Raw genomic sequence first — 13355 nt, 5'->3', positions numbered from 1 at the left:
TCCTATCCTGTCGGCATGCGCGAAGTCGTCGAAGCGGCGCTCAAGGCGGCGGAGGTCTCCTACGAGGAGCCACGGCCCGGGGCGTTCCTGGCCAAACTGCCCGGGCAGCACAAGCTCGCCACCATGACCTGGCTGATCGTGGGGGAGCGGGTGCTGCACGTCGAGGCGTTCTTCTGCCGCCAGCCCGACGAGAACCACGCCGAGTTCTACCGATGGCTGCTCGGCAAGAACGGCTCGATGTACGGCGTGCACTTCTCCCTCGACTCCGTCGGCGACGTCTACCTCGTGGGCCGCGTGCCACTGGCCGCCGTCACCGAGGAGGAGATCGACCGGCTGCTGGGCTGCGTGCTGACGTACAGCGACGAATGGTTCGACCGGGCGCTGGAGCTGGGCTTCGCGTCGTCGATCCGGCGCGAGTGGGCCTGGCGCGCCAAGCGCGGCGAGTCGCTCGCCAACCTGCGGGCCTTCGCCCGCTTCGCCGACCCCGACCGGTGAGCCGCACCCCGAACCATAGGATTGGCGACATGGCGACTTTGGTGCTGCTTAGGCATGGCGAGAGCGACTGGAACGCGAAGGGCCTGTTCACCGGCTGGGTTGACGTCAGCCTGTCGGTCAAGGGCGAGGACGAGGCACGCCGCGGCGGCAAGCTCCTCCAGGAGGCCGGGGTGCGCCCGGACGTCGTCCACACGAGCCTGCTCACCCGGGCCATCCAGACGGCCCAGCTGGCGCTGCAGGAGACCGACCTGCTGTGGCTGCCGGTCAAGCGCAGCTGGCGGCTGAACGAGCGCCACTACGGCGCCCTCCAGGGCAAGAACAAGGCGCAGACCCGCGAGGAGTTCGGCGACGAGCAATTCATGCTCTGGCGCCGCTCCTACGACGTGCCCCCGCCCCCGATCGCCGACGACGACGAGTACTCCCAGGCCGGAGACCGGCGCTACGCCCTGCTGCCGCCGGAGCTCATGCCGCGCACGGAGTGCCTGAAGGACGTCGTCGAGCGCATGCTGCCGTACTGGTACGACGAGATCGTCCCCGACCTCGCGGCCGGGCGCACGGTGCTGGTGGCCGCCCACGGCAACTCCCTGCGGGCGCTCGTCAAGCACCTCGACGGCATCGGCGACGAGGAGATCGCCGGCCTGAACATCCCCACGGGCATCCCGCTCGTGTACGACCTCGACGAGCACTACCGGCCCACCGTCCGCGGCGGGAAATACCTCGACCCGGACGCCGCCAAGGCCGCCATCGAGGCCGTCGCCAACCAGGGCCGCTGACCGATGCCGGACGAGCGGGCCGAGGCGACGGGCAGCTGCTACGCGTGCAAGCGCGTCTTCGGCTACGACCCGGAAGAGGTCGTGACCTTCCTGGTCGATCCCGAGACCGGCTTCCCGCCGGGTCTCACGCCCCTCGGCTCGCTGCGGCCGGCCACGCCCGAGGCCGTCGCCAGGTCCGTCGACCTGCCGGTCTGTCCCGACTGCGTGGACAAGGCCGAACGCTTCGGCACGAACCCCTGGGACGGCCCCGGCACGTCAGGCCCGCCGTCCCCCAACTGACGCCAGGCGAGCCGTCAGCTGGGGCGGGCGCCCGTGACGAGGTACACCACGTCGTGGGCGACGCGTACGGCATGGTCGGCGTAGCGCTCGTAGTAGCGGCCCACCAGCGTGATGTCGATCGCGGGCTCGACGCCGTGCTCCCACTCCTTGCTCAGGATCCTCCTGAACAGCCTGCGGTGCAGGCGGTCCATCGCGTCGTCGTCCTGCTCCAGCTCCAAGGCGGACTCGACGTCGCGCGAGGCCACGCAGCTGCCGGCCTTGGTGACCAGGTTCTCGGCGATCTGGCCCATCTCCAGGATGGTCGAGCGCAGCTCCGGCGGGATCGCCGAGACGGGGTGACGCAGCCGCGCCACCTTGGCCACGTGCACCGCGAGGTCGCCCATGCGCTCCAGGTCGGTGCCCATGCGCAGCGCCGTGATCACCATGCGCAGGTCCACCGCCACCGGCTGCTGCCTGGCCATCAGGTCGAAGATGGACGCCTCGACGTCGGTGAACGTCGCGTTCACCTCCTCGTCCCGCGAGATGACGCTCTCGGCGAGCTGCAGGTCGGCGTCGAGGAGCGCCGTGGTGGCGCGGGAGATGGCCGACCGGACCAGCCGGGTCATCTCCACCAGCTTGTCCGTCAGCGAATCAAGTTCTTCATGGTACGCGTCGCGCATGCCGTCACCGTACGGGCCGATCGATGAACGAACTCCAACCGCCAGATGAACTTTCCACGAAAGCGGTGTTCATCCCTTGATGAGGGGGTCTGTCCCTGGGGGAACGCCGCCTACCATCGAAGGCATGAATGAGATGGCCATGAGCTTCGCGGCCCTGGCCGGGTTCGTGGTGGGCGCGCTGGCGGTCCTGTTCTACCGCAACCAGATCGAGGCCCCGAGCCGCATGGCGACGGACGACGGCGTCGAGACGGGCGCCGCGCTGCCGCAGGGCGTCGCCTCCGTGCTGGCCGTCCTCCCCTCCTCGGCCGTGGTGCTCGACGCTCACGACCGCGTGCTGCGCGCCAGCTCGGCCGCGCGGGCGTTCGGGCTCGTCAAGGGCGACCGGCTGATGGCCGCCGAGCTCCTCGCCCTGGCCCGGCAGGTACGCCGCGACGGCGAGATCCGCGAGAGCGAGATCGACGTCGCCGGCCACAAGTTCGGCCAGGAGACCACCAACTTCGCCGTCCGCGTGGCCCCCCTCGGCTCGTACGGCCAGGTGCTCGTGCTCGCCGAGGACCAGACCGAGCGCCGCCGCGTCGAGGCCGTACGCCGCGACTTCGTCGCCAACGTCAGCCACGAGCTGAAGACCCCCGTGGGCGCCATGAGCCTGCTGGCCGAGACGATCCAGGACGCCGCCGACGACCCCGAGGCCGTCAGCCGCTTCGCCGGCCGCATGCAGCTCGAGGCCGCCCGGCTCAACTACCTCATCCAGGACCTCATCACCCTCAGCCGGATCCAGGGCGCCGAGCCCATCCCCACCCCCGGCCAGGTCTCGATCGACGAGGCCATCCAGGACGCCATCGACCACTGCAACACCAAGGCCGCCGCCAAGGACATCACGCTCGTCACCGGCGGCGCCGAGAGCCTGCGCATCTGGGGCGACGACGAGCTGCTCGTCACCGCCCTCCGCAATCTGATCGACAACGCGGTCGCGTACAGTCCTGAGCACACCCGCGTGGTCGTCAGCGTGCGACCGGCCGGCGACTCGGTGGAGATCAGCGTCAGCGACCAGGGGATCGGCATCCCGGAGGAGGCGCTGGAGCGCATCTTCGAGCGCTTCTTCCGCGTCGACGCCGCCCGCTCGCGGGCCACCGGCGGCACCGGGCTCGGGCTCGCCATCGTCAAACACGTCGCCGCCGCCCACGCGGGCGAGGTGTCCGTCTGGAGCAAGGAAGGTTCCGGCTCCACCTTCACGCTCCGCCTGCCCGCCTTCGCCGGGACGGCGGTGCCCGTACAACCTTCGATTCCCCTGGAGACAGCTCCGTGATCGATGATTCAACCCGCCCCCTCTGGAGTGCGGCCAAGGAGGACTCATGACCCGCGTGCTGGTCGTGGAGGACGAGGAGTCCTTCTCCGACGCGCTGTCGTACATGCTGCGCAAAGAGGGCTTCGAGGTGTCGGTCGCGGCGACCGGCCCGGAGGCGCTGGAGACGTTCGACCGCAACGGCGCCGACCTGGTGCTGCTCGACCTGATGCTGCCGGGCCTGCCCGGCACCGAGGTGTGCCGCTCGCTGCGGCAGCGCTCCAAGGTCCCGGTCATCATGCTGACGGCCAAGGACAGCGAGATCGACAAGGTCGTGGGCCTCGAACTCGGCGCCGACGACTACGTCACCAAGCCGTTCTCCTCGCGTGAGCTGGTCGCCCGCATCCGCGCCGTCCTGCGCCGCCAGGGCGACGTGCCCGAGGAGCTGGAGACGGCCGTGCTCGCGGTCGGCCCCGTGCGCATGGACGTCGACCGCCACGTCGTCGCCGTGCGCGGCGAGCAGGTGCAGCTGCCGCTGAAGGAGTTCGAGCTGCTGGAGGTGCTGCTGCGCAACGCCGGGCGCGTGCTCACCCGCGGGCAGCTGATCGACCGCGTCTGGGGCGCCGACTACGTGGGCGACACCAAGACGCTCGACGTCCACGTCAAGCGCCTGCGCGCCAAGATCGAGTCAGACCCGTCCAACCCGCGCTGCATCCTCACCGTGCGCGGCCTGGGCTACAAGTTCGACGCCGTAGAAGAGTGAAAAACCCTTGTTCCGGTACGCGCCAGGCGTACCGGGACAAGGGTTTTCGCATGCGTCAGTGACTCTCCTCGGCCGGGGCCGAGGGCGTCGCGGTGGGCGAGGGCGCCGGGGTGGCGCCGGGAGCGGCCGGGTAGGCCGCGAACTCACGGCTGCGCGTCACCACGGGCACGTTCATGGAGATCGTGCCGGCGTTGGCGAACTGGAGATCCAGCTTGACGCTCTCGCCGCCCCTGAAGCTCTTGGGGATGGCCTCCAGCATGATCTGGGGCGTCGGCTTGCCGGTGTTGACCAGCTGGTTGCTCGGGAGCTGGATCGGGCTCGCGAGCTTGACCGTGCCCATGCCGGGCGCGGTGACGGCCTGGAGGCTGTCGGGGGCTCCGGCGGTGTTGAGGATGTTCAGGTAGATCGGGGCCGAGCCGCGCCAGGGAAGCTGCGCCCCGGAGTCGGGGCCGAGGACGAACGCCTGAGGGATGTGAATGTCGCCCTTGCCGTATGCGCCGCTGTCGATCAGGACCCCGGCTTCATTGGGTGCGTACGGCTTGTTGGTGGTGGCGTCGAATCCAGCCCCGCAGCCCGCGAGCACGGGGGCTGCCAAGAACGCGGCGGCTACGACAATCCAGCGACGGCTGGTCACGGGCGGGTTCTCCTTGGTCTTGCGCAGGTGTCGCGCGTGCGTGATGTGCAGCGCCCACCATATCCACCCCAATCCAAGGTCATATCCACACCCCCGCAGGTCATTCGCTATGTCCGCAAATGCGATTCATAGAGTTGAGAGCTTGTCAAGCCCCAATATGCGCCCTTGACCTGCAGTTATGAGGATTTCACTGTTCCGGGAGGCTGTGGATGCGTGGTACTCTGGAGTACAGCGGAAGGGGTACTTGTCACATGACTTTCCAGGTCGGCGACACTGTCGTCTACCCCCACCATGGGGCTGCTCGGATCGAAGCAATCACGAAGCGATCCATCAAGGGTGAGGAAAAGACCTACCTGGTGCTCAAGGTCGACAAGGGCGACCTTACCGTCCAGGTGCCAGCCGAAAACGCAGAACTCGTCGGCGTGCGCGATGTTGTCGGCCAGGAAGGCCTTGAACGGGTTTTCGATGTCCTTCGCATGCCGCACACCGAGGAGCCGACCAACTGGTCTCGTCGCTACAAGGCCAATCTCGAGAAGCTCGCCTCGGGCGATGTGAACAAGGTCGCCGAGGTGGTTCGCGACCTGTGGCGGCGTGACCGTGAGCGTGGCCTGTCCGCCGGCGAGAAGCGCATGCTCGCCAAGGCGCGCCAGATCCTCGTCAGCGAGCTCGCGCTCGCCGAGAAGACCAACGAGGACAAGGCTGAGGCCCTGCTCGACGAGGTTCTCAACTCCTGAACACGAATCTTCCCCGGGTGGGCGTCGGTGTCGACGTCCACCCGTTCGCTTCGGACGCCTCCGGGCGTGAGCTCCACCTCGCCGGCCTGCACTGGCCGGGCGAGGGCGGGCTCGACGGTCACTCTGACGGCGACGCCGCCGCCCACGCGGCCTGCGACGCGCTGTTGTCCGCGGCCGGGCTCGGCGACCTCGGCGGGCTGTTCGGCACCGCCGACCCGCGCTGGGCCGGCGCGTCCGGGGCCGTGCTGCTGGAGGAGACCGCGCGCCAGGTGCGCGCCGCCGGCTACGAGATCGGCAACGTGGCCATCCAGGTGATCGGCAACCGGCCCAAGCTGGCGCCGCGCCGTACGGAGGCCGAGAAGGCGCTCAGCGCCGCTGTGGGGGCGCCGGTGAGCGTCTCCGCCACCACGACCGACGGGCTGGGACTGACCGGCCGCGGTGAGGGAATCGCGGCGATCGCGACCGCCCTCGTGGTCAACCTTTCCTGAGAGCCGGGCGTCCTACGTCGGGATACGTGAGGGTGTCCTGGCGGGTCGTCGCCCGAAGCCCGCCTAGTCGGAGGCGGCGGTTCGTCACTGGCGCGGTACGGACCGCCGCCTTCCCTTTTGGGTAGTTTGTCGTCTCGCAGGGTAGTTATCCCCAAGACATGTGAACGTCTCGGGGGGAGCTGCACATGATCGGCGCGATTGTTTCCGCGATAGTCATCGGCGCCATCGTCGGTGCGCTGGCGCGACTGCTGGTGCCCGGCAGGCAGAACATGTCCATCGGTCTGACCCTCATCGTCGGCATCGTGGCCGCCCTCATCGGCACACTGATCGCGCACGCGGTGGGCTGGGCCGACACGAGGGGGATCGACTGGATCGAGCACATCCTCCAGCTGGCGCTGGCGGTCATCGGTGTGCTCCTCGTGACGCGCATGGGCATGGGGCGAGGCCGTACCGGGAGAACGCAGGTTTGACCTGCGGTGACCTGGCCGTTCGTCAAAACCGCGCATAATCCGCGTAGATCGGGTAGCGACCTCCCCGTGAGAGTGAACCGCTCACCCTCACGGGGAGGTTTCATGTCATGACCATCGAATCCATCCTTGGCGCCATCGTGATTGGCGCCGTGATTGGCGCAATCGGTCGTCTGCTGCTTCCCGGCAGGCAGGCCATCGGGTGGATCCTCACCGTCGTCGTCGGCATCGTCGCCGCCATCATCGGCACGATGATCGCGCAGGTGATGGGGGTGCAGACGACGCCCGGCATCGACTGGATCGAGCTCGTGATGCAGGCAGTTCTCGCCGTCGTCGGCGTGGGCCTGGTCGCGGGGCTCAAGCGCGGCAGCAGGGTCTAGGCGGGATAAAAGGCCCGTCCGGGGTCCGCTTCCGATGTGCGCGGTCCGAGGGCCGCAGGGGAGCCGTTCCTGGAGGGTAAAGCGAAGGCCCGCCCGGGGTTTACCCGGGCGGGCCTCTCACCTGTCTTCTTCCGGTCAGTCTTCCGGTCGGTCTTCCGGTCAGTCTTCCGGTCGGTCTTCCGGTCAGTCTTCCGGTCGGTCTTCCGGTCGGTCTTCCGGCGGGCGCGGGGTGCTGCGCAGGCGTCCGGCGGGGGCCGGGGTGTCGTCGTCGACCACCGGGTGGGGGGCCGTGTCGTTCAGCCGGGGGCGCGGGCGGGGCTCGGCCGCGTCGGCGGACTCGGGGCCGTGCAGGGGGTCGGGGGTGTTGTCCTCGATGATCGGGTGAGGCTGGGTGTCGGCGTCCCTGTCGGGGTCTTCCGCAGGTGGGCGGGGGTGGACGAGGACGTCGGCGGGCCTGACCCGGTCGCCCCAGCGGACAGGGCGCGTCTCGGGCTCCGGGGACGGTTCTGGCGCCTGTTCGGGGGCCGGTTCGGGTCCCGGCTCCGGCGTCCGGTCGGGTGTGAGGTTCGGGTCCGGTTCCGGCGTCCGGTCGGGTGTGAGGTACGGGTCCGGTTCCGGCGCCCGCTCGGGGGCGGGGTCGACGACGTCCGGCTGCGGTTGTGGCGCTTGTACGGGGGTGGGCTCGGCTTCCGGCTCCGGTTCCTGCACGGGCTCGCGCGCGGTTGGGAAGTCGCGCGTCGTTTCTTGTTCGCCTGCCGGCTCGGGGTCGGTTTCGGGCCCGGGGTCGGTTTCGGGCTCCGTCACAGGGGCGCGGCTGGTCGCGGGCTCGGGGGTGCGGTGGAGTTCGGCGTCCAGTACGGGCTCCGGGGCGCGGCGCGGTTCGGGGACGCGCGCCGGTTCGGGGGCCTGATCGGGGTCGCGTTCGGCTTGGGCGGGCCACTCGGTGACACGGGTGGAGACCGGCGGGGTCTCCGGGGCCGGAGTGGGGCCGACCACCGGGGTGGCCTCCAGGGCGGGGGCGGGAGACCGCGTGTCCAGCGGGGGCGGCGTCTGACCGCCGTCGAAGGGCACGATGTCGCGTTCGGCCGTGGCCTCGTCGTCGGCGCCGCGCGCGACCCGACCGGCCTGTACGTGCTTGATCAGCAGCAGCCACAACCACAGCGCCACGGCCACCATCACCCAGGGCGCCACGGCCACGCCTATGGCCGCTTGCCGTACGTCGAACGCGAACCGCACCGCCGACGCCACATCGACCGCCGCGGCCGCCGCGATGAGCAGGATGAGCACGAACGCCGCCTGGAGGCGTACCAGAAGCCTGGCCTGGCGCAGCAGCAGCACGCCGAGCAGCGCCACCACCAGGAGCGCGTCGAAGGCGGCCGGATAGAGGAAGGCCAGGTCCTGGCGCGCCTCACCCGTGATGGCGAGCGCGCGCAGATCGTCGAAGGAGAGCGCGCAGGCGGCCCCCGTGAGGGCGGCGACCGAGAGCCCGGCCAGGGCGATGCCCAGGCGGCGGAGCGTAGAGGGGGGATTCACGTCCATGGCGGTTCGAGCCTACAGAACAATGGGGGTCTCGGCCGATCAAGGGAGGACCGCATGGTCAAGCTGTCGGAAGATGTCCGCAAACTCTTGGACGCCCCGAACTATGCCACCGTGACCAGTCTGAACCCCGACGGAGGCCCTCAGTCGACGGTCGTGTGGGTGCGTACGGACGGCGACGAGGTGCTGTTCTCCACGGTGAAGGGGCGGCGGAAGCCGCGGAACTTCGCGCGCGACCCGCGGGTGAGCCTGCTCGTCATCGACCCCGACGACCCCTACCGGTACGTCGAGGTGCGCGGCCGGGTCACCATGGCGCCCGACCCCGAGGGCGCGCTCATCGACGAACTGTCACAGAAGTACCGAGGCATCCCATGGGAGGACAAGCCGGGCACCGAACGTTTGATCGTACGGATTTCTCCTGAGCGAGTCACTTTGCGGAGCTGATTAATCGACGTGGTGGCGGCCGTGAGGCGTTAGCCTTGCGCTGTGAGCCTGCACATCTACGACACCAGCACGCGCGCCATCCGTGAATTCGTTCCGGTCGAAGCCGGCCGGGCGTCGATTTACCTGTGTGGGGCGACCGTGCAGGCTCCTCCGCACATCGGCCACATCCGCTCGGGCGTGAACTTCGACGTGCTGCGGCGCTGGCTCATGCGGTCCGGCTACGACGTGACGTTCTGCCGCAACGTCACCGACATCGACGACAAGATCATCAGGGTGTCGGCCGAGGAGGGCGTGCCCTGGTTCGTCGTCGCCGAGCGCAACCAGCGCGCCTTCACGTGGGCGTACGACACGCTGGGGTGCCTGCCGCCGACGGTCGAGCCGCGGGCCACCGGCCACGTGCCCGAGATGATCACCCTGATGGAGCAGCTGATCGCCCGCGGTCACGCGTACGCGTCAGGAGGCGACGTCTACTTCGACGTCCAGTCGTACGCCGACCGCTACGGCTCGCTGTCCAACCAGCGGCTGGAGAACATGCGGCCGGCGGCCGACACCGACGACGAGTCCTGCAAGCGCGACCCGCGCGACTTCGCCCTGTGGAAGGGCGAGAAGCCGGGCGAGCCGATCTGGCCGACGCCGTGGGGCCCGGGGCGTCCCGGCTGGCACCTGGAGTGCTCGGCCATGGCGACGAAGTACCTCGGATCGACGTTCGACATCCACGGCGGCGGGATCGACCTGGTCTTCCCGCACCATGAGAACGAGATCGCCCAGTCGCAGGCGGCCGGCGACGGCTTCGCCCGCAATTGGATGCACAACGGCCTGGTCAAGATCGGCGCGGAGAAGATGAGCAAGTCGCTCGGAAACTCCCTGTTGATCCCCGAGATGGTGCAGAAGGTCCGGCCCGTGGAGCTGCGCTACTACCTGGCGGCGCCGCACTACCGTTCCTCGATCGAATACTCCGAGGAGGCGCTGCAGGAGGCCGCGGCCGCGTACCAGCGGATCGAGGGCTTCGTGACGCGGGCCGCCGAGGTCATCCACGACGTCGACGCCGACGCGCCGCTGCCGCAGGCGTTCGTCGACGCGCTCGACGACGACCTCGGCACGCCGCAGGCGCTGGCGGTCGTCCACGAGGTGGTGCGCGAGGGCAACGTCGCGCTGTCGCGGGGCGACAAGGAGGCCGTCGCGCGACTGCTCGCCGAGACCCAGAACATGCTCGACGTGCTCGGCCTCGACCCGCGCTCGCCGCAGTGGCGCGGCACCGGGTCCGACCTGTCGCCGGTGGTCGACGCGCTCGTGGCGGTGGCGCTGGAGCAGCGCAGGGCGGCCCGCGAGCGTAAGGACTACGCCGCCGCCGACGCGATCAGAGACCAGCTGTCCGCCGCCGGCATCACGGTGGAGGACACCCCGCACGGGCCCCGCTGGGAGCTCAGCCGCTAGAACGGTTCTCTGCGGCCCGAGGTGTGCGGAGGCGCCAGTACCCTTGAGGCATGGCAGCAGGGGGTAAGGCTTCGGGCAGGCCCGCGAAGAAGAAGGGCCCGTCCAAGGGCACCGGAGGGCAGAAACGCCGGTCGCTCGAGGGCAGGGGCGCTACTCCGCCTGCCGAGATGCGTCATTGGTACAAGGACAAGGCCCGCACCGAGCGGATCTCACGCGAGGAGCGCGGCGGCGCCCGGCGCGCCGGCCCCGCGCGCCCGCAGCGGCGCTCCGAAGACGCCCCCGAATACATCGGCGGGCGCAACCCGGTGCTGGAGGCTCTGCAGGCGGGCGTGCCGTCCAACGCCCTCTACGTGGCCCAGCGCGTCGACAACGACGACCGCGTACGCGACGCCATCAAGATCGCGGTGGAGCGCGGGATCGCGTTGCTGGAGGTCAGCCGCGACAAGCTCGACCGCCTGACGGAGGGCGGCGTCCACCAGGGCATCGCCCTGCAGATCCCGGCATACGACTACGCCCACCCGTCCGAGTTGGTGGACATCGCGGAGGAGGCCGGCGAGGCGCCGCTGATCGTGGCCCTCGACTCGGTCACCGACCCGCGCAACTTGGGCGCCATCGCCCGTTCCGCCACGGCGTTCGGCGCGCACGGCCTGCTCGTCCCGTCCCGCCGCTCGGCCGGGGTCACGGGAGGCGCGTGGAAGACCTCCGCCGGCACACTGGCGACCCTCCGGGTGGCCCGCGCCTCCAACCTGACGGCGGCGCTGCGCGAATACCGCGACGCGGGTCTGTTCGTGGTCGGCCTCGACGGCTCGGGCGACGCCGACATCGCCGACGTGGAGCTGCTGACGGAGCCGCTGGTGGTGGTCGTGGGCTCGGAGGGCAAGGGGCTCTCCCGGCTGGTGCGCGAGCATTGCGACGTGGTGGCCCGCATCCCGATGCGCGCCGCCGCCGAGTCGCTGAACGCGGGGGTGGCGGCGGGCGTGGCCTTGTACGAAGCCGCTCGTCACAGGCGTTCCTAGCGTCTACACTGGTAGGCCGTGCCGACGTAGCTCAATCGGCAGAGCATCTGTCTTGTAAACAGAAGGTCAGGGGTTCGATTCCCCTCGTCGGCTCGCAGCTAGAAGGCCCCTTCCGGGACTCGGGAGGGGCCTTTTTGATCTCTGTACAGCAGCGCCGTACAGCAACACGGGCAGTGGACTCCTGCACATGGCTTCTCTTCACTTCACGCCTAGTTCCTTGCGCATGAGTTTCAGATACTCGTTGAACGCAGACGTGATCGATTCCTGATCGCCCTTTCGGTTTGCCCGGAAGAACCCCATGAGTTCCTGGGTAGCCTTGTCGGCGCGCTGCAGGCGGGGGCAGACGAGAAGATCTGGACCGCTAAGAGCCGGTTGTACAGTGAGCCCTTTTCATCCCCGTGCGGCGAGCTGCTGATCACAGCATGATCGCGAGGTGGGCGTTTGCCTGATCGCATGGCGAAACCCCTGGTAGACGGGTCGATCACCACAATCACGTCCGCCACAACCAGGGGCCTCGGATGCTGTTCTATCGCGCTGCCGTCGATTTGTCGCGCTCAACCCTGAACTACGTCGCCGGCCTCATCCGCCGGCGCCGCAAGGCCATCGGATCGACATGGCGGCTGCTCAACCCGGGACAGCAGGCCCTGCTGGTACTGGTCTACCTGCGCAAGGGTGAGACGTTCCCCGAGCTCGGAACCGGATTCGGGATCTCGACGACGACGGCTTGGCGGTATGTGGAGGAGACCGTGATGCTGCTGTCGGCGCGCTCGCCCAAGCTCGGGCAGGCGCTGCGCCGGGCGCGCAAGGCAGGCCTGCACTACCTGGTGCTGGACGGCACCCTGATCCACATCGACCGGATCGCCGCCGATCGGTCGTACTTCTCCGGCAAGCATCGTGTGCACGGCATGAACATCCAGGTCATCGCTGCACCGGACGGGACGATCCTGTGGACCTCGGGCGCACTGCCGGGCAAGACCCACGACCTGAGCGCCGCCCGCATCTGGGGCATCCTGCGCGCACTCGAGCAGGCCGGGATCATCATCCTGGCGGACAAGGCTTACCAGGGAGCCGAAGGCCCGATCCGCACCCCGTACAAGGGCAAGAACAAGCCCGAGTCCCAGAAGCGGGCCAACCGCTCCCACGCCAGGCTCCGCGGCCCCGTTGAGCGCGCGAACGCCCAACTGAAGAGCTGGAAGATCCTCCGGAAGCTACGCTGCAGCCCGTCCAAGGCAGGCCACCTGTGCAAGGCCATCGCCGCCCTGCAGGGTCACCGAGTTGCGCAGGCGGCGTGAGGATGAAAAACATTCACTGTCCGCCAGTTTCCAAGCCATGATCCACATCGTTTCGATCAACAACCTGACAAAGCGTATAACGGACGAGACCACCCCAACCTGGCGAGGCACCTACTAGGACATAAGCCGCGATCTACTCAAATCAAATGCCCTCTGAGATCGAACGGAATCCGGCGCGAGCCACATCTGAACGAAGGAGATGACAGAGGTTCGCTGACCTGCGAGATCTCCGTTAATGCCGGATTCCGTTCCAAATCTCTCTGCCCTTCGACACGCGAGAGCCCGGAACCGCCTTGGCCCCGGGCTCTTCCATACTCGCGTCTACTGCAAGCGGTATAGCGTCCACTCGCCGTCGTCCGCATGGCCGCTTCCACGCGAGATCCGATCACCGTTTCGCGGATCTCGGCCTCGGCCGCGCCACCGGTGCGCATCGCGTCGATCAGTTCCTCGACCTGTTCCTCGATGTCGATTCCGTGTGGGTGAAGGCGTTGTCGGGCTCGCTCATGATCTCGTCTTCTCTTCGCGGGGTGTCTGCTGGGGCGGGTGTCAGGGCCTCCCGTATTCCCTCCGGGTGTTCGGCCTGGTCAGCTCTCGCCGTGCTCGGCGTTGTACCTGCGCAGCCAGTCACCGACCATCGCTCAGATGGCGTCTGGAGCCGGCGCGCTCCGGCGGGCCCGCC

Annotated in this window: 16 protein-coding genes, 1 tRNA gene and 1 pseudogene; 15 read left to right on the top strand and 3 right to left on the bottom strand. The window is 68.9% G+C overall.

Annotation, left to right across the window (positions count from 1 at the left end; all coding sequences use genetic code 11):
- The first annotated feature begins 15 nt into the window (after positions 1 to 15).
- From ACIBP6_RS38840 to ACIBP6_RS38830, 3 genes are read left to right on the top strand one after another with little or no spacing between them, the layout of a single operon-like run.
- On the top strand, positions 16 to 495 hold the full coding sequence (locus tag ACIBP6_RS38840; RefSeq protein ID WP_397059163.1) for a YbjN domain-containing protein: 480 nt from the start codon (positions 16 to 18) through the stop codon (positions 493 to 495).
- 29 nt (positions 496 to 524) lie between these two features.
- A complete protein-coding gene (locus ACIBP6_RS38835; protein WP_397059161.1) occupies positions 525 to 1268 on the top strand; it encodes a phosphoglyceromutase in 744 nt (247 codons plus the stop codon).
- A 3-nt stretch (positions 1269 to 1271) separates the two neighbouring features.
- Positions 1272 to 1547 (top strand): hypothetical protein, encoded by a 276-nt coding sequence (locus ACIBP6_RS38830; RefSeq protein WP_132618874.1) that lies wholly within the window; start codon positions 1272 to 1274, stop codon positions 1545 to 1547.
- Between the two features lie 14 nt (positions 1548 to 1561).
- Here the strand turns inward: ACIBP6_RS38830 and phoU are convergent, their stop codons facing one another.
- On the bottom strand, positions 1562 to 2206 hold the full coding sequence (phoU, locus tag ACIBP6_RS38825) for a phosphate signaling complex protein PhoU (protein WP_397059159.1): 645 nt from the start codon (positions 2204 to 2206) through the stop codon (positions 1562 to 1564).
- A 133-nt stretch (positions 2207 to 2339) separates the two neighbouring features.
- Between phoU and ACIBP6_RS38820 the strand changes: the two genes are divergently transcribed.
- Positions 2340 to 3512, top strand: coding sequence for a sensor histidine kinase (locus ACIBP6_RS38820; protein ID WP_397060261.1), 1173 nt, complete (start codon positions 2340 to 2342; stop codon positions 3510 to 3512).
- Positions 3513 to 3558: 46 nt separating this feature from the next.
- Entirely contained in the window at positions 3559 to 4251 is a 693-nt protein-coding gene (locus ACIBP6_RS38815) for a response regulator transcription factor (protein ID WP_111184628.1), read from the top strand.
- Positions 4252 to 4306: 55 nt separating this feature from the next.
- Here the strand turns inward: ACIBP6_RS38815 and ACIBP6_RS38810 are convergent, their stop codons facing one another.
- Positions 4307 to 4885, bottom strand: coding sequence for a copper chaperone PCu(A)C (locus ACIBP6_RS38810; RefSeq protein ID WP_246075426.1), 579 nt, complete (start codon positions 4883 to 4885; stop codon positions 4307 to 4309).
- Between the two features lie 251 nt (positions 4886 to 5136).
- On the opposite strand from ACIBP6_RS38810, the gene ACIBP6_RS38805 reads away from it, so the two are divergent.
- The 4 genes from ACIBP6_RS38805 to ACIBP6_RS38790 all read left to right on the top strand — a co-directional run bounded on the left by ACIBP6_RS38805 (position 5137) and on the right by ACIBP6_RS38790 (position 6954).
- Complete coding sequence (locus tag ACIBP6_RS38805; RefSeq protein WP_043624891.1) at positions 5137 to 5619, top strand: CarD family transcriptional regulator; 483 nt, start codon at positions 5137 to 5139, stop codon at positions 5617 to 5619.
- Positions 5620 to 5636: 17 nt separating this feature from the next.
- Positions 5637 to 6107, top strand: coding sequence for a 2-C-methyl-D-erythritol 2,4-cyclodiphosphate synthase (ispF, locus tag ACIBP6_RS38800; protein ID WP_397059156.1), 471 nt, complete (start codon positions 5637 to 5639; stop codon positions 6105 to 6107).
- 185 nt (positions 6108 to 6292) lie between these two features.
- Positions 6293 to 6577 carry a GlsB/YeaQ/YmgE family stress response membrane protein gene (locus tag ACIBP6_RS38795; protein WP_397059154.1) on the top strand — a complete coding sequence of 95 codons (285 nt, stop codon included), beginning with the start codon at positions 6293 to 6295 and terminating at the stop codon, positions 6575 to 6577.
- 107 nt (positions 6578 to 6684) lie between these two features.
- Positions 6685 to 6954 carry a GlsB/YeaQ/YmgE family stress response membrane protein gene (locus ACIBP6_RS38790; RefSeq protein WP_397059152.1) on the top strand — a complete coding sequence of 90 codons (270 nt, stop codon included), beginning with the start codon at positions 6685 to 6687 and terminating at the stop codon, positions 6952 to 6954.
- Between the two features lie 183 nt (positions 6955 to 7137).
- On the opposite strand, the gene ACIBP6_RS38785 is transcribed toward ACIBP6_RS38790, so the two are convergent.
- Positions 7138 to 8493, bottom strand: a complete 1356-nt coding sequence (locus ACIBP6_RS38785) for a DUF2637 domain-containing protein (protein ID WP_397059151.1) — start codon at positions 8491 to 8493, stop codon at positions 7138 to 7140.
- Between the two features lie 54 nt (positions 8494 to 8547).
- Here ACIBP6_RS38785 and ACIBP6_RS38780 point away from each other — a divergent pair, with 54 nt between their 5' ends.
- The 6 genes and pseudogenes from ACIBP6_RS38780 to ACIBP6_RS38755 form a co-directional block, all read left to right on the top strand.
- Positions 8548 to 8934 carry a PPOX class F420-dependent oxidoreductase gene (locus tag ACIBP6_RS38780; RefSeq protein ID WP_397059149.1) on the top strand — a complete coding sequence of 129 codons (387 nt, stop codon included), beginning with the start codon at positions 8548 to 8550 and terminating at the stop codon, positions 8932 to 8934.
- Positions 8935 to 8976: 42 nt separating this feature from the next.
- Positions 8977 to 10368 (top strand): cysteine--tRNA ligase, encoded by a 1392-nt coding sequence (gene cysS / locus ACIBP6_RS38775; RefSeq protein ID WP_397059147.1) that lies wholly within the window; start codon positions 8977 to 8979, stop codon positions 10366 to 10368.
- A gap of 50 nt (positions 10369 to 10418) precedes the next feature.
- Entirely contained in the window at positions 10419 to 11384 is a 966-nt protein-coding gene (rlmB, locus tag ACIBP6_RS38770; protein ID WP_132623098.1) for a 23S rRNA (guanosine(2251)-2'-O)-methyltransferase RlmB, read from the top strand.
- A 20-nt stretch (positions 11385 to 11404) separates the two neighbouring features.
- Positions 11405 to 11477: transfer RNA gene (locus ACIBP6_RS38765), tRNA-Thr, on the top strand.
- Between the two features lie 425 nt (positions 11478 to 11902).
- Positions 11903 to 12676 carry a transposase family protein gene (locus tag ACIBP6_RS38760; protein WP_397059145.1) on the top strand — a complete coding sequence of 258 codons (774 nt, stop codon included), beginning with the start codon at positions 11903 to 11905 and terminating at the stop codon, positions 12674 to 12676.
- 25 nt (positions 12677 to 12701) lie between these two features.
- A pseudogene (locus ACIBP6_RS38755) lies at positions 12702 to 12794 on the top strand (IS5/IS1182 family transposase); the annotation flags it as partial.
- Between the last annotated feature and the right edge of the window lie 561 nt (positions 12795 to 13355).

The sequence above is a fragment of the Nonomuraea terrae genome (assembly GCF_044465245.1).
GTDB lineage: Bacteria > Actinomycetota > Actinomycetes > Streptosporangiales > Streptosporangiaceae > Nonomuraea > Nonomuraea terrae.
Note: the sequence above shows the minus strand (reverse complement) of the source record. Positions and strands in the feature narration are given on the sequence as shown.

What these genes read in the sequence shown, in the direction of transcription:
- ACIBP6_RS38820 (WP_397060261.1), top strand. Translation starts at nt 2,340, where the DNA reads ATGGCCATGAGCTTCGCGGCCCTGGCCGGGTTCGTGGTGGGCGCGCTG.
- rlmB (WP_132623098.1), top strand. Translation starts at nt 10,419, where the DNA reads ATGGCAGCAGGGGGTAAGGCTTCGGGCAGGCCCGCGAAGAAGAAGGGC.
- ACIBP6_RS38830 (WP_132618874.1), top strand. Translation starts at nt 1,272, where the DNA reads ATGCCGGACGAGCGGGCCGAGGCGACGGGCAGCTGCTACGCGTGCAAG.
- ACIBP6_RS38795 (WP_397059154.1), top strand. Translation starts at nt 6,293, where the DNA reads ATGATCGGCGCGATTGTTTCCGCGATAGTCATCGGCGCCATCGTCGGT.
- phoU (WP_397059159.1), bottom strand. Translation starts at nt 2,206, where the DNA reads ATGCGCGACGCGTACCATGAAGAACTTGATTCGCTGACGGACAAGCTG.
- ACIBP6_RS38835 (WP_397059161.1), top strand. Translation starts at nt 525, where the DNA reads ATGGCGACTTTGGTGCTGCTTAGGCATGGCGAGAGCGACTGGAACGCG.
- ACIBP6_RS38805 (WP_043624891.1), top strand. Translation starts at nt 5,137, where the DNA reads ATGACTTTCCAGGTCGGCGACACTGTCGTCTACCCCCACCATGGGGCT.
- ACIBP6_RS38840 (WP_397059163.1), top strand. Translation starts at nt 16, where the DNA reads ATGCGCGAAGTCGTCGAAGCGGCGCTCAAGGCGGCGGAGGTCTCCTAC.
- ACIBP6_RS38790 (WP_397059152.1), top strand. Translation starts at nt 6,685, where the DNA reads ATGACCATCGAATCCATCCTTGGCGCCATCGTGATTGGCGCCGTGATT.
- ACIBP6_RS38785 (WP_397059151.1), bottom strand. Translation starts at nt 8,493, where the DNA reads ATGGACGTGAATCCCCCCTCTACGCTCCGCCGCCTGGGCATCGCCCTG.
- ACIBP6_RS38815 (WP_111184628.1), top strand. Translation starts at nt 3,559, where the DNA reads ATGACCCGCGTGCTGGTCGTGGAGGACGAGGAGTCCTTCTCCGACGCG.
- ACIBP6_RS38760 (WP_397059145.1), top strand. Translation starts at nt 11,903, where the DNA reads ATGCTGTTCTATCGCGCTGCCGTCGATTTGTCGCGCTCAACCCTGAAC.
- ACIBP6_RS38780 (WP_397059149.1), top strand. Translation starts at nt 8,548, where the DNA reads ATGGTCAAGCTGTCGGAAGATGTCCGCAAACTCTTGGACGCCCCGAAC.